General features: G+C 72.4%; 14 protein-coding genes and 1 pseudogene. 9 read left to right on the forward strand and 6 right to left on the reverse strand.

Features of this window, described 5'->3' with window-relative positions:
* Positions 1 to 18 precede the first annotated feature (18 nt).
* A pseudogene (locus ACIQRW_RS17120) lies at positions 19 to 3,092 on the forward strand (acyltransferase family protein).
* Between the two features lie 17 nt (positions 3,093 to 3,109).
* Here the strand turns inward: ACIQRW_RS17120 and ACIQRW_RS17125 are convergent.
* Positions 3,110 to 3,679 carry a TetR/AcrR family transcriptional regulator gene (locus ACIQRW_RS17125; RefSeq protein WP_403760543.1) on the reverse strand — a complete coding sequence of 190 codons (570 nt, stop codon included), beginning with the start codon at positions 3,677 to 3,679 and terminating at the stop codon, positions 3,110 to 3,112.
* Positions 3,680 to 3,785: 106 nt separating this feature from the next.
* Between ACIQRW_RS17125 and ACIQRW_RS17130 the strand changes: the two genes are divergently transcribed.
* Positions 3,786 to 4,697: an NmrA family NAD(P)-binding protein gene (locus ACIQRW_RS17130; RefSeq protein WP_403760546.1), complete on the forward strand. Its 912-nt coding sequence runs from the start codon at positions 3,786 to 3,788 to the stop codon at positions 4,695 to 4,697.
* Between the two features lie 86 nt (positions 4,698 to 4,783).
* On the opposite strand, the gene ACIQRW_RS17135 is transcribed toward ACIQRW_RS17130, so the two are convergent.
* Complete coding sequence (locus ACIQRW_RS17135; RefSeq protein WP_403760549.1) at positions 4,784 to 5,449, reverse strand: GPP34 family phosphoprotein; 666 nt, start codon at positions 5,447 to 5,449, stop codon at positions 4,784 to 4,786.
* Between the two features lie 83 nt (positions 5,450 to 5,532).
* Entirely contained in the window at positions 5,533 to 6,150 is a 618-nt protein-coding gene (locus ACIQRW_RS17140) for a TetR/AcrR family transcriptional regulator (RefSeq protein WP_007452780.1), read from the reverse strand.
* Between the two features lie 134 nt (positions 6,151 to 6,284).
* Here ACIQRW_RS17140 and ACIQRW_RS17145 point away from each other — a divergent pair, with 134 nt between their 5' ends.
* The 6 genes from ACIQRW_RS17145 (at position 6,285) to ACIQRW_RS17170 (ending at position 13,858) form a co-directional block, all read left to right on the forward strand.
* Entirely contained in the window at positions 6,285 to 7,907 is a 1,623-nt protein-coding gene (locus ACIQRW_RS17145) for a carboxyl transferase domain-containing protein (protein ID WP_403760553.1), read from the forward strand.
* 7 nt (positions 7,908 to 7,914) lie between these two features.
* A complete protein-coding gene (locus ACIQRW_RS17150) occupies positions 7,915 to 9,876 on the forward strand; it encodes an acetyl/propionyl/methylcrotonyl-CoA carboxylase subunit alpha (protein ID WP_403760556.1) in 1,962 nt (653 codons plus the stop codon).
* Entirely contained in the window at positions 9,873 to 10,844 is a 972-nt protein-coding gene (locus ACIQRW_RS17155; protein ID WP_403760559.1) for a hydroxymethylglutaryl-CoA lyase, read from the forward strand. Before ACIQRW_RS17150 ends, ACIQRW_RS17155 begins: the two co-directional genes overlap by 4 nt.
* Positions 10,845 to 10,852: 8 nt before the next feature.
* Positions 10,853 to 12,019 carry an acyl-CoA dehydrogenase family protein gene (locus ACIQRW_RS17160; RefSeq protein ID WP_403760562.1) on the forward strand — a complete coding sequence of 389 codons (1,167 nt, stop codon included), beginning with the start codon at positions 10,853 to 10,855 and terminating at the stop codon, positions 12,017 to 12,019.
* A 400-nt stretch (positions 12,020 to 12,419) separates the two neighbouring features.
* Complete coding sequence (locus tag ACIQRW_RS17165) at positions 12,420 to 13,214, forward strand: GntR family transcriptional regulator (RefSeq protein ID WP_403760565.1); 795 nt, start codon at positions 12,420 to 12,422, stop codon at positions 13,212 to 13,214.
* Positions 13,211 to 13,858, forward strand: coding sequence for a YdcF family protein (locus tag ACIQRW_RS17170; RefSeq protein ID WP_403760568.1), 648 nt, complete (start codon positions 13,211 to 13,213; stop codon positions 13,856 to 13,858). Before ACIQRW_RS17165 ends, ACIQRW_RS17170 begins: the two co-directional genes overlap by 4 nt.
* Here the strand turns inward: ACIQRW_RS17170 and ACIQRW_RS17175 are convergent.
* From ACIQRW_RS17175 to ACIQRW_RS17185, 3 genes are all read right to left on the reverse strand, one after another.
* The gene (locus ACIQRW_RS17175) at positions 13,836 to 14,111 is read right to left on the reverse strand and encodes a hypothetical protein (protein WP_403760571.1); all 276 of its coding nucleotides are present in this window, start codon (positions 14,109 to 14,111) and stop codon (positions 13,836 to 13,838) included. The genes ACIQRW_RS17170 and ACIQRW_RS17175 overlap by 23 nt on opposite strands.
* Positions 14,112 to 14,288: 177 nt before the next feature.
* A complete protein-coding gene (locus ACIQRW_RS17180; RefSeq protein ID WP_403760575.1) occupies positions 14,289 to 14,798 on the reverse strand; it encodes a DUF1707 domain-containing protein in 510 nt (169 codons plus the stop codon).
* A gap of 87 nt (positions 14,799 to 14,885) precedes the next feature.
* Entirely contained in the window at positions 14,886 to 15,329 is a 444-nt protein-coding gene (locus ACIQRW_RS17185) for a winged helix-turn-helix transcriptional regulator (protein WP_403760578.1), read from the reverse strand.
* A gap of 230 nt (positions 15,330 to 15,559) precedes the next feature.
* On the opposite strand from ACIQRW_RS17185, the gene ACIQRW_RS17190 reads away from it, so the two are divergent.
* Positions 15,560 to 17,029: an MFS transporter gene (locus tag ACIQRW_RS17190; RefSeq protein ID WP_403760581.1), complete on the forward strand. Its 1,470-nt coding sequence runs from the start codon at positions 15,560 to 15,562 to the stop codon at positions 17,027 to 17,029.
* The last annotated feature ends 151 nt before the right edge of the window (positions 17,030 to 17,180 follow it).

Below are 17,180 nucleotides of genomic sequence, written 5' to 3' on the forward strand. Positions count from 1 at the left end.
ACCGAAAGGCGCCACCCGATGCCGTTCCTCCTCGCCCACGGCCCCCGCCGGAAGCGGCCCGCTCCCCTGCCCCCGTCGGCCACACCCCCGCGCCCGGGCAGCCCGGCCGGCTCGGGCAGCTCGCGCAGCTCGCGCAGTTCGCGCAGCTCGGGCAGCGAGTCCGGGCCCAGTCCGCACCGGTCCACGTTCCGGCCCGACATCGAGGGGTTGCGCGCAGTCGCCGTCCTCGCGGTCCTCGCCTTCCACGCGCAGATACCTGGGACCGCGGGCGGCTTCGTCGGGGTGGACGTCTTCTTCGTCATCTCCGGCTATCTGATCACCGGACTCCTGGTCCGGGAGGCGATCACCACCGGCCGGATCCGGCTCGGCGACTTCTTCTCCCGCCGGGCCCGCCGGCTGCTGCCGTCCGCCGCCGTCGTCCTCGCCGCGGTCGCGGTGGCCGGGGCGTGGCTGACCGTACCGCTGCTCCGCGCCGACCTGGAGCAGGACGTCCTCGCGGCCGCGCTGTCCGTCGCCAACTGGCGGTTCGTCTCCCAGCAGACCGACTACCTGGCCGCCGGGCACGACCAGAGTCCGCTGCTGCACTTCTGGTCGCTCGCCGTCGAGGAGCAGTTCTACCTTTTCTGGGCCCCGCTGCTGGCGGTGATCATGCTCGTCGCCGCCCGTGCGGTCCGCCGGGGCCGGGCCGTGCGCGCGGTCGTGGCGCTCGCCACCGCCGCCGTCGCGCTCGCCTCGTTCGCGCTGTCCCTGCACTGGACGCGGGACTCCGTCTCGCTCGCGTACCTCGGAACCCCCTCGCGAGTCTGGCAGTTCGCCGTCGGCGCGCTGCTGGCACTGCTGCCCTGGCACCTGCTGCGCGGGCCGCGCCCCCTGCGGCTGGCCTGCGGGTGGGCGGGGGCCGCGGCGATCGTCTGGTGCGTCGTGTCGTACGACGCGTCAACCCCGTACCCCGGCTACGCGGCGCTCGTCCCCACCCTGGGCACGGCCGCCGTGATCCTCGCCGCGATACCGGGCCGGGGCGAGCGCGAGGCCCAAGGGGCCCCAGGGGTCGGGCGGTTGCTGAGCGGCCGGGCTCCTCGGGCGGTCGGGCGGCTCTCCTACAACCTCTACCTGTGGCACTGGCCGGTACTCGTCCTCGCCGAGGCGCGGCTCGGGGCGCTCGGCTGGCCCGCGAAGACGGCGCTGACGCTGGCCGCCGCGCTGCCCGCCCTCGCCACGATGCGCTGGGTCGAGCAGCCGCTGCGCCGCAGCCGTACGGTCTCCGAACTCCCGCGCCGGGGACTGGCGGTGGGGATCTCCGCCATCGTCCTGCCGGTCGTGCTCGCGCTGGTCGTCGGCACCACGACCCTGCACCTGATGGGCCCGGCCACCCCCGTCGACGCCAAGGGCCTCCCGCCGGGTGCGGCCGCCGGTCCCTCGCTGCTCGCCCGGGCCGACGGCTCCCCGCTCGCGGACGGCCCCCTGGTGCCGGGACCGGCGCAGGCGCGCAAGGACTTCCCGCCGGACGGGGCCTGCCAGGTCGCGCCCGCGGTGACCCGCAGCCCGGAGTGCCTGTTCGGGGCGGTGGACAGCCCCGACCGCGTCGTCCTGCTCGGCGACTCCCACGCCGGGCAGTGGTTCTCCCCGCTGCTCGCGCTGGCCTCCCAGCGCGGCTGGGCGCTCCAGGAGCTGGTGAAGCAGGGCTGCCCGCTGCCGGAACTGACCGTGAAAAACCCCCAGTTGGGGCGTGAGTACCGGAGTGCGACACCTGGCGGGCCGACGCCCTGGACCGGCTGCGTACGGGGCCGAAGCCCCGGCTCATCGTGATCGCCTCGCTCAACCGGTACACCGCCGACCGTGAACTCCTCTCCGCCGCCTGGGAGAAGACGCTGAAGCCGCTGCGGGCGACCGGCGCGCCGATCGTGTACATCGAGGACACCCCCGTACCGGGGACAGACATTCCCGCGTGCGTGTCCGGCGCTCCGGACGCCACTGCCGCCTGCGCGTTCAGCCGGGCGGAGGCGGTCCCGGCGGACGGGCTGGCGCGGCGGATCGCGGCGGGCGCGGTGCCGGGCGTGCGGTCCGTCGGCGTGAACCAGGTGCTGTGCCCGGGGGACGGCCCGACCTGCCCGGCGGTACGGGACCGGGTCCTGCTCTACCGGGACGACGCCCATCTGACGAACGTGGCGGCCATCGTGCTGGCCCCCCGGCTGGAGCGGCTGCTGACGGAGTCGGGCGCGCTGCCCCCGGTCGGCGCCCCCGCTCCCGCGCCTTCCGCCGCACCCGGGGCGGACGGCTGGACCGAGCTGCTGCGGGACGACTTCGACGGCCCGGCGAACAGCCGCCCCTCCCCCGCGAACTGGAGTTACGACCTCGGCACCTGCTACCCCGGCTGCCCGGCGCCGCGGTGGGGCACCGGCGAGATCGAGACCATGACCGACTCGACCGACAACGTGCGCCTGGACGGGAAGGGCGCACTGGAGATCGTGCCCACCAGGAAGGGCGGGCAGTGGAGTTCGGGCCGGATCACGACCGTGCGGTCCGACTTCGCGCCGCCGTCCGGCGGGGTGCTGCGGATCGAGGCGTCGATCGCGCTGCCGGACGTGACGGGGCCGAAGGCGGCGGGCTACTGGCCGGCGTTCTGGACCCTGGGCGCGGACCTGCGCGACGGGTACACCGGCTGGCCCGGGGTCGGCGAGCTGGACGTGATGGAGTCGGTCAACGGCCGGGACGCCTTCTTCGGCTCGATGCACTGCGGGGTCCTGGACGGCGGCCCGTGCGAGGAGCCCGTGGGGCTGACGTCAGGTCCGCAGGCGTGCGCGGACTGCCGTGGGGCGTTCCGCACGTACACCGTCGAGGTCGATCTCTCCCCCGGGGCGGAGGAGGTGCGCTGGTATCTGGACGACCGGGTGTACCACCGGGTGCGGGCCGACGCGATGGACGCCGGGACCTGGAAGCGGGCCGTGGACCACGGGGTGTTCCTGATCCTGAACGTGGCGGTCGGCGGCAAGCTGCCGGAGGCGGACGGGGCGACGGTGGGCCCCGCGACCGAGCCGGGTCACCCGATGCGGGTCGACCGGGTCAGGGTCGCGGTCAAGGGCCGGGCCGGCTGACCGGGGAACCACGCCCCTCAGGGGCTGGGGCTGAGGCCTTCGACCGCGAGCGTGAAGAGGCGGTCGGCCTGGACCGACGGTTCGGCGAAATGCTCGGTGGCCAGGGCGATGCCGACGACCAGGGTGATCAGGTCGTGGAAGGTGACGCCCGGCCTGACCGTCCCGTCGCGCAGCGCGCGCCGGAGCAGGGGGGCGGCCGCGCTGTCGAGCACCGCGCCGCAGGAGTGCGGCGCGTCGCCTGCGGGCGCGTCGGTCGGCGACTCGTAGGTCAGCGCGTCCGCGAACCCCCGGGCGGAGACGGCGTACTCCACGAAGGCGCGCAGCCAGTCCAGCAGGGCGGCGCGGCTGTCCTCGGTCCGGCTCAGCTCGTCCGCGCGCCCGCAGAGGGCCTGGATGCGCTCCTGGAAGACGGCTTCCAGGAGCGCCTGGCGGGTGGGGAAGTGACGGCGCACGGTGGCGGAGCCGACGCCTGCCGTGCGGGCGACCTGTTCGAGGGAGGCGGCGGCTCCGTGCTGGGCGACCTCGGCCTCCGCCACGGCGAGGATGCGGCTGTAGTTGCGGCGGGCGTCCGCGCGCTGACCGGTCACGTTCTCACTCCAGTTGCTAAGTGGTGGGCCCCGCCATATCGTAGCCGGGAGGGAAACGGCGGGCCCCGCCGTTTTCGCGTTCCCCGGTTTGCGAGGAGACACCGCCATGGCACCACGATCCGCCCCCGTCCTGGTCACCGGCGCCACCGGCCGCCAGGGCGGGGCCACCGCCCGGGCCCTGCTGGCCGCCGGCATCCCGGTGCGCGCCCTGGTGCGCGACCCGCACACGCAGCGTGCGAAGGACGTCGAGGCGCTGGGTGTCGAGCTGGTGACCGGGGACCTGGCCGACCGGTCCTCGCTGGACGCGGCCTGCGCGGGCGTCCGGGCCGTGTTCTCGGTGCAGATGCCGCCGATGAGCGAGAGCGGCGTCGACTTCGCCGGGGAGCTGGCGCAGGCGACGCACCTCGTCGAGGCGGCACGGGCGGCGGGCGTGCCCCAGTTCGTGCAGTCCTCGACCAGCGGGGTCGGCGTGCACGCGGAGACCCCGGGCTGGGCGGAGGGGCGCTGGGCGGCGATGGAGCCCTACTTCGACACCAAGCAGGCCATCCTGGAGGCGGTGCGCGGGGCGGGCTTCGCCCGTTGGACGGTGGTCAAGCCCGCGTTCTTCATGGAGAACCTGCCCCAGCTGGCGCCGGACGGCCCCGGCGGCGGTCTCGCGACGGTCATCCGGCCGGACACGACCCTGGCGCTGGTGGCCTGCGAGGACATCGGCACGGCCGTCGCCCACGCCGTACGGGACCCCGACCGCTTCCACGGGGTGGAGCTGGAACTCGCGGGCGACCGGCTCACGATGGAGCAGGTGGCCGGGGTGCTGTCCACCGCGTGGGGCGTGCAGGTGGAGGCCCCGTCGATGGATCTCGACGAGGCCCTCGCGGCGGGGATGCCGGCCTGGGGCGCCGGCCACCTGTGGAGCAACGCCATCACGCAGCCCGCCCGCCCCGAACTCGCCGTGGAACTCGGGATTCCGGTGACCTCGTTCGCCGCCTGGGCGGATCGGCATCTGACGGCGGAGGCCTGACAGCCTCAACCGGCCTGACGACCTCGACCCGGCATCCGACGGCAGAGGCCTGACAAGCCTCCATCCGGGGAACGGCCCGGTCGGTCCTACGTCACCACGGTCAGGACCGTCACCATCGTCACCACGGAGATCGCCGCCTGGAGGTTGCGGATCGCCTCGCCCACGCTCACGCCCGCCCAGTGGCCTTCGGCGATGCGGGCCATGCGCGGGGCGACCTGCTTCTTCGGCAGGCCGGGGAAGGCCTGGGGGTGCATGCCCGTGGCGTGCAGCAGGGCGACGAGGGAGCTGGTGCGGACGTCCGGCTCGGCCCCGTGCAGCACCGCGGCGGCCAGCCGGGCGCGCAGTTCCCGCTCGACGGTTCCGTCGGCCTCCGGGTAGCGGCGCACGGGGAAGACGCCGAGGGCCCGGTGCTTCTCCTCGGTCACCAGGCCGCGAGCACAGAGGCTCTCCACGACGTCCTGCGAGCCCTTGGCGTGGTCCCGGGTCAGCCAGTCGGTGACCTTGCGGCTGCTGGACGTCCCGTGGACCCAGCGCGCCAGCCGGTCGAGCCGTCCGTCCAGGAGCGGGTCGCCCGTAGGGGACGGGTCGAAGACCTCGACGCGGCCGGCCTTCACCGTGACGCGGCCCGCCATGACCAGTTCCAGGAGCATCCCGGCCGCCACGCCCCAGCGGGCCGCGGTCTCCCCCTTCGCCGCGCCGGTGGTGTCGTCCAGCGACAGCAACATGATCTCTTCGCCCAGTGAGACGGCCATGGTGCGACTCCCCGCATCGTTAGGTGTCGACCGGACAGACGCGCGCGCCCGGTCCGAGGTTGCTCAGGAGGCGAAACCGCTGCTCAGGAGGGTTCCGCGGCGGCGAAGGCGCCCCGGGCCAGCCGGTGCAGCAGGGCGGCGGTCACGGCGCGGCCGGGCAGGGCCTCGGGGCGGGCCAGGTGCGGGGTGGAGTTCAGCAGGCCGAAGACGGCGTGCACGGTGACACGGGCCCGGTTCTCGGCCAGCGACGGGTAGAGGGCGCGGACGACGCCGACCCAGACCTCGACGTACTCGCGCTGGAGCCGGCGCACCCGCTTGCGGTCCGTGTCGCGCAGCCGGTCCAGCTCGCGGTCGTGGAGGGTGATCAGGGGACGGTCGTCGAGGGCGAAGTCGATGTGGCCCTCGATGAGCGCGTCCAGGAGGGCCTCCGGGGAGCCGTCACCCCGGGCGGCGTCCTCCGACACCCGCATGCGGCCGCCCTCCAGCAGCCGTTCGCTGATGCCCACCAGAAGCTCGGCGAGCATCGCGTCCTTGCCGGGGAAGTGGCGGTAGAGGCCGGGACCGCTGATGCCGACGGCGGCGCCTATCTCGTCGACGCCGACGCCGTGGAAGCCGCGCTCGGCGAAGAGGCGGGCGGCCTCCCGGAGGATCTGCTCGCGGCGGGTGGGGGCCGCGACGCGGGCGGCGGCATGGGTGCTCATGAGGATTCATTCTAGACAGGGTCGTTAGCGCTCGTTAACCTGAGGGAAACGCGTTAACGATCACTAACCGCAGTGTGACAGCAGCGCGACAGCAGCGGTTGACTATCGCGGTACGGGCAAGGGGGCTCGACACGATGCAGCAGGCACCGGTCCTGGCGAGCGCGGCCGATCCCGCCTCGGAGGCCTGGCAGGCCAACGAGGCGGCTCATCGCGCGCTCTCCGACGAGCTGGCGGGACGCCTCGCCACGGCACGGCTGGGCGGGGGTGAGAAGGCGCGGGCCCGCCACGAGGCGCGCGGCAAGCTGCTCCCCCGGGACCGGGTGGACACCCTCCTCGACCCGGGCTCGCCGTTCCTGGAGCTGGCTCCGCTGGCGGCCGAGGGGCTGTACGGGGGCGCCGCCCCGGCCGCCGGGGTGATCGCCGGGATCGGGCGGGTCAGCGGCCGGGAGTGCGTGATCGTCGCCAATGACGCGACCGTCAAGGGCGGCACGTACTACCCGATGACCGTGAAGAAGCACCTGCGCGCCCAGGAAGTGGCGCTGGAGAATCGTCTCCCCTGTCTCTATCTGGTCGACTCGGGCGGCGCGTTCCTGCCCATGCAGGACGAGGTCTTCCCCGACCGCGACCACTTCGGGCGGATCTTCTACAACCAGGCCCGGATGTCGGGGGCCGGCATTCCGCAGATCGCGGCGGTGCTGGGCTCCTGCACGGCGGGCGGCGCGTACGTCCCGGCGATGAGCGACGAGGCCGTCATCGTCCGCGACCAGGGCACGATCTTCCTCGGCGGCCCGCCGCTGGTGAAGGCCGCCACCGGCGAGGTCGTCACGGCGGAGGAGCTGGGCGGCGGCGAGGTCCACTCCCGTACGTCGGGGGTCACCGACCATCTCGCGGAGGACGACGCGCACGCGCTGCGGATCGTCCGCAACATCGTCGCGACCCTCCCGGACCGCGCCCCGCTCCCCTGGTCGGTCGAGCCGGCCGACGAGCCGAAGGTGGACCCGGCCGCGCTGTACGGCGCGGTCCCGGTGGACTCCCGGACGCCGTACGACGTACGCGAGGTCATCGCCCGGGTGGTGGACGGCTCGCGCTTCCAGGAGTTCAAGGCGGAGTACGGGCAGACGCTGATCACCGGCTTCGCCCGGATCCACGGCCACCCGGTCGGGATCGTCGCGAACAACGGCATCCTGTTCTCCGAGTCGGCCCAGAAGGGCGCGCACTTCATCGAGCTGTGCGACCAGCGCGGCATCCCGCTCGTCTTCCTCCAGAACATCTCCGGCTTCATGGTCGGCCGGGACTACGAGGCGGGCGGCATCGCCAAGCACGGCGCGAAGATGGTCACGGCCGTGGCCTGCACCCGCGTGCCGAAGCTGACGGTCGTGGTCGGCGGTTCGTACGGCGCGGGCAACTACTCGATGTGCGGCCGGGCCTACAGCCCCCGCTTCCTGTGGATGTGGCCGAACGCCAAGATCTCGGTGATGGGCGGCGAGCAGGCCGCCTCCGTGCTGGCCACCGTCAAGCGCGACCAGCTCGGCGACGACTGGAGCGCCGAGGACGAGGAGACGTTCAAGGCCCCGATCCGCGCCCAGTACGAGACCCAGGGCAACGCCTACTACGCGACCGCCCGGCTCTGGGACGACGGTGTGATCGACCCCGTGGACACCCGGCAGGTCCTGGGCCTCGCGCTCACGGCCTGCGCCAATGCCCCGCTGCCCCAGAAGGACCCGGCCGGGCCCGGCTTCGGCGTCTTCCGGATGTGAGGAACAGATGACGATGTTCGACACCGTTCTGGTCGCCAACCGCGGCGAGATCGCGGTCCGGGTGATCCGGACCCTGCGGGAGCAGGGCGTGCGCTCGGTCGCGGTCTTCAGCGACGCGGACGCGGACGCCCGGCATGTACGGGAGGCGGACACGGCGGTCCGGATCGGCCCGCCGCCCGCGTCCGAGAGCTATCTGAACGTGCCCGCGCTCCTGGAGGCGGCCCGCCGCACCGGCGCGCAGGCCGTGCACCCCGGGTACGGATTCCTGGCGGAGAACGCCGGTTTCGCCCAGGCGTGCGCGGACGCGGGGCTGGTCTTCATCGGCCCGCCCGCCTCCGCGATCTCGCTCATGGGCGACAAGATCCGGGCCAAGGAGACGGTCGCCGCGGCCGGGGTCCCGGTCGTGCCCGGCTCCTCCGGAAGCGGCCTGACCGACGCCCAACTGGAGGAAGCGGCACGGGAGATCGGCGTGCCGGTCCTCCTGAAGCCCTCGGCGGGCGGTGGCGGCAAGGGCATGCGCCTGGTCCGCGACGCCTCGGGGCTGGCGGAGGAGATCGCGGCGGCCCGCCGCGAGGCACGGGCCTCCTTCGGCGACGACACCCTCCTCGTGGAGCGGTGGATCGACCGGCCGCGCCACATCGAGATCCAGGTGCTGGCCGACACCCACGGCAACGTGATCCACCTCGGCGAGCGCGAGTGCTCGCTCCAGCGCCGCCACCAGAAGATCATCGAGGAGGCCCCTTCGGTCTTCCTCGACGAGGAGACCCGGGCGGCGATGGGCGAGGCGGCCGTGCAGGCGGCGCGCTCCTGCGGGTACGCGGGCGCGGGCACGGTGGAGTTCATCGTCCCGGGCGACGACCCGGCCTCGTACTACTTCATGGAGATGAACACCCGCCTCCAGGTCGAGCACCCGGTCACCGAGCTGGTCACCGGCCTGGACCTGGTGGAGTGGCAGCTGCGGGTGGCGTCCGGCGAGCGACTGCCGTACGCACAGGAGGACATCACCCTGACCGGCTGGGCGATCGAGGCCCGCGTCTGCGCCGAAGACCCCGCCCGGGGCTTCCTGCCGTCCGGCGGTACGGTGCTGGCGCTGCGCGAGCCGCAGGGCGGCGGGGTGCGGACGGACTCGGGTCTCAGCGAGGGCGTGCCGGTGGGCAGCCTGTACGACCCGATGCTGTCGAAGGTCATCGCGTACGGCCCCGACCGCGCGAGTGCTCTGCGCAAGCTGCGGGCGGCCCTCGCGGACACGGTCATCCTGGGCGTCCCGACCAACGCGGGCTTCCTGCGCCGTCTGCTGGCCCACCCGGACGTGGTCTCCGGCGACCTGGACACCGGGCTGGTGGAGCGCGAGGCGGAGGGCCTGGTGCCGGACGGGGTGCCGGACGAGGTGTACGCGGCGGCGGCAGCGGTCCGCCGGGAGGCGCTGGCCCCCCGGCCGGACGCGGGCGGCTGGACGGACCCGTTCTCGGTGCCGAACGGCTGGCGGACGGGGGGTGTGCCGGCGCCTTTGCTCTTCCCGCTGCGAGTAGCGGGACTTGAACCCGTCGTCCGGAGCGCTCCGGCCTCCGCGACGGTCACGGCCGACCGGGTCACGGTCGAACTCGACGGCGCGGTGGGCCACTTCCACCGCTCCGGGGACTGGCTCGGCCGGGACGGCGACACCTGGCACGTCCAGGACCACGATCCGGTGGAGGCGTCCCTGAGCGGGGCGGGCCGGGGCGGGGCGGACACTCTGGCGGCCCCGATGCCGGGCACGGTCACGGTGGTGAAGGTCGCCGTCGGGGACGAGGTCGAGGCGGGGCAGAGCCTGCTCGTGGTGGAGGCGATGAAGATGGAGCACGTGATCTCCGCGCCGCACGCGGGGACCGTCACCGAGCTGGACGTCACGGCGGGTGCGACGGTCGCGATGGACCAGATCCTGGCGGTAGTGGTCCCCGTCGCGGCTGCTTCGGCCCAGGAGGGCTCATGAGCCCGCGCACGCTCCCCATGACCGTCCCGGCCCCCGGACTGCCCGCCCGGGTCAGGATCCACGAGGTGGGGGCGCGCGACGGCCTCCAGAACGAGAAGGGGGCCGTCCCGACGGAGGTGAAGGCGGAGTTCATCCGCCGCCTGGCGGTGGCCGGCCTGTCCACCATCGAGGCGACGAGCTTCGTGCACCCGAAGTGGGTGCCCCAACTGGCGGACGCGGAGGCCTTGTTCCCCCTCCTCGGGGATATCGCGGACGTGGGCGACGTCTCCCTTCCGGTCCTCGTGCCGAACGAACGCGGACTGGACCGGGCGCTGGCGCTCGGGGCCCGGTCGATCGCGGTGTTCGGTTCGGCGACGGAGACGTTCGCCGCACGCAATCTGAACCGGACCGTGGACGAGTCGCTGGCCATGTTCGAGCCGGTGGTGGCCCGCGCCAAGGCGGAGAAGGCGTATGTGCGCGGGTATCTGTCGATGTGCTTCGGCGACCCGTGGGAAGGCGCGGTGCCCGTGGCACAGGTGGTCCGGGTCGCGAAGGCGCTGATGGACCTGGGCTGCGACGAGCTGTCGCTGGGCGACACGATCGGGGTGGCGACGCCGGGCCACGTGACGGCACTGCTGACAGCGCTGAACGAGGCGGGCGTGACGACCCCCGTCATCGGCGTCCACTTCCACGACACGTACGGCCAGGCACTGTCCAACACCCTGGCGGCGCTCCAGCACGGGGTGAGCACGGTCGACGCCTCCGCGGGCGGCCTGGGCGGCTGCCCGTACGCGAAGAGCGCCACGGGCAATCTCGCCACCGAGGACCTCGTGTGGATGCTCGACGGCCTCGGCATCGAAACAGGCGTCGACCTGCGCGAGTTGACCGCCACCAGTGTCTGGCTGGCCGAACACCTGGGCCGACCGAGCCCATCCCGCACGGTCCGCGCCCTGACACCTTCCTCTTCCTCCCCCTCCCACAAGGAGTGAGCCACACCATGTCCCTGGACCACCGTCTGACCGCCGAACACGAGGAACTGCGCCGCACGGTCGAGGCGTTCGCGCACGACGTGGTCGCGCCGAAGATCGGCGACTTCTACGAGCGCCATGAGTTCCCGTACGAGATCGTGCGCGAGATGGGCCGGATGGGCCTGTTCGGGCTGCCGTTCCCGGAGGAGTACGGCGGCATGGGCGGCGACTACCTGGCGCTCGGGATCGCCCTGGAGGAGCTGGCCCGGGTCGACTCCTCGGTGGCGATCACCCTGGAGGCCGGGGTCTCGCTGGGCGCGATGCCGCTGCACCTGTTCGGCACGGAGGAGCAGAAGCGGCAGTGGCTGCCGAAGCTCTGCTCGGGCGAGGCGCTCGGCGCGTTCGGCCTGACCGAGCCGGACGGCGGCTCGGACGCGGGCGGCACCCGGACGACGGCGGTCCTGGACGAGGCCAGAGACGAGTGGGTGATCAACGGCTCGAAGTGCTTCATCACCAACTCCGGTACGGACATCACCGAGTTGGTCACGGTGACGGCGGTGACCGGCCGCAAGGAGGACGGCCGCCCCCGGATCTCCGCGATCATCGTCCCGTCCGGCACCCCCGGCTTCACGGTCGCCGCCCCCTACTCCAAGGTCGGCTGGAACGCCTCGGACACCCGGGAGCTGTCCTTCTCCGACGTCCACGTCCCGGCGGCGAACCTCCTGGGCGAGGAGGGCCGGGGCTACGCGCAGTTCCTGCGGATCCTGGACGAGGGCCGGGTCGCGATCTCCGCGCTGGCCACGGGCCTGGCGCAGGGCTGCGTGGACGAGTCGGTGAAGTACGCGGCCGAGCGCCACGCGTTCGGCAGGCCGATCGGCGCGAACCAGGCCATCCAGTTCAAGATCGCCGACATGGAGATGCGCGCCCACATGGCCCGGGTGGGCTGGCGCGACGCGGCCTCGCGGCTGGTGGCGGGCGAACCCTTCAAGAAGGAGGCGGCGATCGCGAAGCTGTACTCCTCGACGGTCGCGGTGGACAACGCCCGCGAGGCGACGCAGATCCACGGCGGCTACGGCTTCATGAACGAGTACCCGGTGGCGCGGATGTGGCGCGACTCGAAGATCCTGGAGATCGGCGAGGGGACGAGCGAGGTGCAGCGGATGCTGATCGCCCGGGAGTTGGGGCTGCCGGGCTGAGCCGCCCAGCTTTCCGACCGCCGCCCCGGTCGCCGTGGATGTCCTCACGGTGGCCGGGGCGGCGGTGTCACCTGGGATCACCCATCACCCTCCGGCGGTACGAGGTCGGGGCAGAGCGAGTGCCCGCATTGACAGGGCGGCCACCGGAGCGCGGCACCGGGAACGAGATCGAGGTCGCCCTGCCCAGAGTCACCGATCGGGACGACGAGAACTCCGTCACTGCCCAGCTCTCTGACGAGTCGAGAGAGATTCCGCCGACCACTACTGCTCTCCGTCATCACGGAACCAGCCTTTCAGCCCTGGGACTACAACCGCCAGTGATGCCACTGTGACTCACAGTCCCAGGACTGTCAACCTTCTTCTCGCTGTGTTTGACTGCTCCTGTTGAGAGGAGCGACGCATGGCGCCCAAGTGGCGAGACTTGGCCGACAAGCTGGCCGAACGCATCAGGAGTGGCGAGTACGCGCCGGGCCATCAGCTGCCGCACATCAGGGATCTCGTGGCAACGGGCGAGGGGTCCAAGTCGACGGTCCATGCGGCGTACAAGGCGCTGGAGGCAGAGGGCCTGGTCACCTCATTTCGCGGTCACGGCACTGTCGTACGGCCGCCTGCGGCTCTCAAGCGGTTGGGCATCGACCGCTACGACAAGGCGAAGTGGCGCGACGGCGACGAAGTCGCGTTCATCGCGGACCGAGTAGCGTCTGGGCGACCGCACAGCCGTGGCGACCAGACGCAGACAGTGAGCCGCATCGAAGCCACGGACACCATTGCCGCCGCCCTTGGCCTGCGGCCAGGATCCGACGTGTACGCGCGTGCCCGCCTCATCAAGGAGAGCGGCCACCCCACGCACACCCTGACCAGCTACTACCGCCCCGAACACGTCGAAGGTACCCGCCTGGTCGACCCAGCGCCCGGCCCGGCTGGGCGTGGTGGAGGGTTCCGTGTCCTGTACGACGCCGGGTACGAGATCGACCACATGCGCGAAGAGCTCTTCGCTCGCCCGGCCACGCCGGAGGAGGCGAAGCTGCTACAACTACCCTCTGGTGAACCCGTGGTGGAGCTTCATCGGACAGCCTTCACCGCAGGCGGATCGCCTGTCGAGTTCGCCATCGGTGTGCACGCCGCGTCAAGGTTCCGCTGGACATACGACTTCGCAGTACCGGACTCGGCACGCACGAAGGGCAAGCAGTCGTGATCACTACCCAGTCATGGTCGGATGCCCGGCAGGTGTGGGATCACCACCTCATGCACCACACCCCGCGCCCCTGCTCGGTCATCGTCGGGCTCGGCAGCCATGACCTCGGGGTGGCCGACGTGTCGGCGGGGTTCTACCTGCGCGGGCTGGCCCCCGTCATCGTGTTCACCGGCTCGACCAGCCCCACCACCCGCGACCGGATGCCGCGCGGCGAGGCCGTGCACTACCGGGAGCGGGCCGTAGAGCTGGGCGTGCCGGTGTCCGCCGTGCTGGTCGAGCCGAATGCCCGCAACACCGGTGAGAACATCCGCTTCTCGCGGGCCCTCCTCGAAGAGGCCGGGGTGAACGTGGAATCCGTCCTGCTGGTCAGCAAGCCGTACGAGGAGCGGCGGGCGTACGCCACGGCCCGCAAGCTGTGGCCGGGTGTCGACATCGTGAGCGCTTCGAGTCCGATGACCTTCGAGGAGTACGTGGACTCCATCGGGGACGACCGGATGGTCGTCGACATGCTCGTCGGGACCCTGCAACGGCTGCTCGTCTACCCGGCGCAGGGTTTCATGATCGAGCAGCCCGTCCCGGACGGAGTCGCGAAGGCCTACGAGCGGCTGGTCGCGGCCGGGTTCACGCGTCGGCTGATCCTGTGAGGAGCAGGCCACGGATGCCGTCGCCAGGGCCCGGACGACCCGCCTCGCAGAGCCGTCCGCGGCTCTCCCGCAGGTCGAGGTAGAAGCGTGTGGCCTTGCCGTACTGCTGGAGGCCGTGGATGTGTTCGTCGATGTATCCGAGGCTGTTCAGGGTCGCCCGGACTTTGGCGGGGGTCGGTTCCGGGACCGACTGCAGCGCCTCGATGACGCGCTGTTCATGGTGAGCACTCGCGCACCAGTCCCGTGCGCTCAACTCCGCCGCAGGTCCGGTGAGGGGGCCTGGCTCGATCGGCTCGGCCGGGGGTGGGCGAACGCACTGGCGGAGGCACGTATACGGGTCATCCGCCGAGTCTCCGCCGACACCGTGCGGCCCGCGTGAGTACGCGTACTCACCCCACGCGAGTCTCCGACCCTTGTATCCGCGGCCGTCTCAGCGCCAGGCGTGGCGGATCTTCAGCCGGCCGTAACCCAGCGCCCCCGAGAAGCGGATGCGCGGCGCGCCGGGGCGGGCCGGCTGGCGGGGCCTGTAGCGCAGGTCCTTCCAGCCGGTCGTCAGGCCCTCGACCTCGACGATCGCGTCGCGCGGCACGGTGATGCTCGCGTTGCCGGTGCCGAGGTTCAGCTCGATGTCGACGACCGGGTGGTCGATGATCGCCCGGGACAGATCCAGGCGCACCCGCCCGAAGGCGGACTCGACCTTGAGGACGCGGGGCACCCGCCATGCGCCGCGCCGCTTGATCCGCCCGCCGGCGGCGGCGATCGTCGCCGTGGTGCCCGGGTCCTCCGCCGGGAGGGAGTCCAGGGCCGCTGTGAGCTCTCCGTGCGTCGTGGCGGCCAGCACCCGGTCGAGGCGCTCGTCCATCTCCTCGTGCGCGATGTGCCCGTCGGCGTACGCCTCCCGCACGCGCCGCACGGCGCTCTCGCGGTCGTCCTCGCTCACACGCGAAACGGCTCTTCCCTGGGGTGAGTTCACCGCTTCACTTTAGTGCGGCCCCGGCCGCCACGGACATGGTGAGGCCTCTCGGCCTCAGGAGACCGCCGCCCCGGCCTCCTGGCGGGCGTCGTAGTCGGCACGCGCTTTCGCGATCTCCTGCTGGTGGCTCTCGGTCCAGTCGACCAGGGACCTGATCGTCGTGTGCAGTGTCGCGCCCAGCTCTGTGAGCTCGTACTCCACGCGGGGCGGGACGACGGGGTAGACCGTGCGCCGCACCAGGCCGTCGCGTTCGAGCTGGCGCAGGGTCACCGTCAGCATGCGCTGGCTGATGCCTTCGATCAGCCGGCGCAGCTCGGAGAAGCGCAGCGTGCGGCGTTCCAGGTGGGCGATGGCGAGGAGCGACCACTTGTCCGCGACGCGGTCGAGGATCTGCCGCACCTCGCATCCCTCACGGACGTCCCACTGGCTGATGTCGTAGTCCTGACCGACGTCGGTATCCGCGCAGTTACTCGGTGACTTCGAAGTGCCTTCTTCCATACCTCCCCACGGTGCCGCAAGCTTCGAGTGGTTACAAGAGGGAACCGACCAGCACTTCGGTAACTCCCGGATGCATCGACCCGCTTGAGGTCTCCGCACAACAACCCCGCTCCGCACGGCTGCCGTTGCGCTGCCTCGCCATGCCCACTCGTCCGCGTACAAGGAGAAGTCCCGTGCCCTCATCACCGACCCTTTCGGAACCGTCCCCGTCGAGTTCGAGCAGTGACCGCATGACCGGACGCGCCTGGGGCGTGCTGTTCGTCCTGTGCGGCGCGATCTTCCTGGAGGGCATCGATGTGGCCATGCTCAACGTGGCCCTGCCCGCGATCCGGGACGATCTGGATCTGTCCACCGGCACGCTCCAGTGGGTGATGAGCGCGTACGTCCTGGGCTACGGCGGCTTCATGCTGCTGGGCGGACGGGCGGCCGACCTGTTCGGCCGCCGCCGGATGTTCGTCCTCTGGCTCGTGGTGTTCCTGCTCTTCTCCGGTCTGGGCGGGCTGGCCACCGAGGGCTGGATGCTGGTCGTCGCCCGCTTCGTGACGGGGATCGCCGCGGCCTTCATGACCCCGGCCGGCCTGTCGATCATCACCACCGGCTTCCCGGAGGGGCCGCAGCGCAACAAGGCCCTGCTGGTCTACGCGGGCACCGCCGCCGGGGGCTTCTCGATCGGCCTGGTCGTCGGAGGGCTGCTCTCCGCCATCGACTGGCGCTGGGTGTTCTTCGCCCCGGTCATCCTCTCGTTCGGCATCCTCCTCGCCGCGCTCGCGCTCGTCCCCGCCTCGCCCCGGCCGGACCGCGCAGGGCAGGGCGTCGACCTCGCCGGGGCGGTCGCCGTCACCGCCGGGATCCTGCTGCTCGTCTTCGGCGTCGAGCGGGCCACGCACGTCCCGGCCGCCTGGACCGTCGGCACGATCGGCGCGGCCCTGCTCCTCTTCCTCGCGTTCGTCCTCATCGAGCGCGCCTCGTCCTCACCGCTGGTGCGCCTGGGCCTCTTCCGCAGCGGGGCGCTGGTCCGCGCCAATGTGTCGGGGCTGCTGTTCGCCGCGGGATTCTTCGGCTTCCAGTTCATCGCCGTGCTCTACCTCCAGGAGCTGCGCGGCTGGTCGTCCCTGCGGACCAGCTTCGCGCTGATCGTGATCGGTGTGGACGCGGTCCTCTCGCCGCTCCTCACCCCGAGGCTGGTGGCCCGGTTCGGCGACGCCCGGGTCATCTTCGGCGGGCTGCTCGTCGCGTCGCTGTCGTACGCCCTGTTCCTGCCGATCGCCGAGGACTGGACGTACGCGGCGATGTTCCCCGGCCTGCTCCTCCTGGGCGTGTCCTTCTCCCTGGTCTACGGGCCCCTCACCATCGTGGCCACCGACGGCATCGCCGAGGAGGAGCAGGGTGTGGCGGGCGGGCTGCTCTACACGTCCTTCCAGTTCGGGGCCGCGCTGGGGCTGTCGGCGGTGGCCGCCGTCAACATCGCCGCCACGGACGGCACGTCGTCCGCCGCCCTCCTCGACGGCTACCGGGCGGCCCTGGTCGTCCCGCTGGCCGCCGCCCTGACCGCCGCCGTCAGCGCGTTCGGTCTCCGCGCCCGGCGGGCGGCGGCGACGGGCGGGCCGCTCTCCGGCGACGGTGGTCGGGGCGGCAGCGCCTCGCCGGGCGTCAACGACGTTGCGGGCGGCGTCGAGCGGCCCGCACCGATCGGCGCCTGAGCCCGTCGGCGAGGGAGTGGGGGCGGCCGGGGGGGCCCCGCCGCCCCCCCCGCCGGACGCCCCCCCCACCCGATTTCGGTCGGCACCACGCGCGGGGGTCCGGCCGAGTCCCCCCCAGGATCGTATGGATAAAAAGAACCACCCGCACAGG

This window comes from Streptomyces sp. NPDC091287 (genome assembly GCF_044768525.1).
GTDB lineage: Bacteria > Actinomycetota > Actinomycetes > Streptomycetales > Streptomycetaceae > Streptomyces.

What these genes read in the sequence shown, in the direction of transcription:
- ACIQRW_RS17130 (WP_403760546.1), top strand. Translation starts at nt 3,786, where the DNA reads ATGGCACCACGATCCGCCCCCGTCCTGGTCACCGGCGCCACCGGCCGC.
- ACIQRW_RS17135 (WP_403760549.1), bottom strand. Translation starts at nt 5,449, where the DNA reads ATGGCCGTCTCACTGGGCGAAGAGATCATGTTGCTGTCGCTGGACGAC.
- ACIQRW_RS17140 (WP_007452780.1), bottom strand. Translation starts at nt 6,150, where the DNA reads ATGAGCACCCATGCCGCCGCCCGCGTCGCGGCCCCCACCCGCCGCGAG.
- ACIQRW_RS17145 (WP_403760553.1), top strand. Translation starts at nt 6,285, where the DNA reads ATGCAGCAGGCACCGGTCCTGGCGAGCGCGGCCGATCCCGCCTCGGAG.
- ACIQRW_RS17150 (WP_403760556.1), top strand. Translation starts at nt 7,915, where the DNA reads ATGACGATGTTCGACACCGTTCTGGTCGCCAACCGCGGCGAGATCGCG.
- ACIQRW_RS17155 (WP_403760559.1), top strand. Translation starts at nt 9,873, where the DNA reads ATGAGCCCGCGCACGCTCCCCATGACCGTCCCGGCCCCCGGACTGCCC.
- ACIQRW_RS17160 (WP_403760562.1), top strand. Translation starts at nt 10,853, where the DNA reads ATGTCCCTGGACCACCGTCTGACCGCCGAACACGAGGAACTGCGCCGC.
- ACIQRW_RS17165 (WP_403760565.1), top strand. Translation starts at nt 12,420, where the DNA reads ATGGCGCCCAAGTGGCGAGACTTGGCCGACAAGCTGGCCGAACGCATC.
- ACIQRW_RS17185 (WP_403760578.1), bottom strand. Translation starts at nt 15,329, where the DNA reads ATGGAAGAAGGCACTTCGAAGTCACCGAGTAACTGCGCGGATACCGAC.
- ACIQRW_RS17190 (WP_403760581.1), top strand. Translation starts at nt 15,560, where the DNA reads ATGACCGGACGCGCCTGGGGCGTGCTGTTCGTCCTGTGCGGCGCGATC.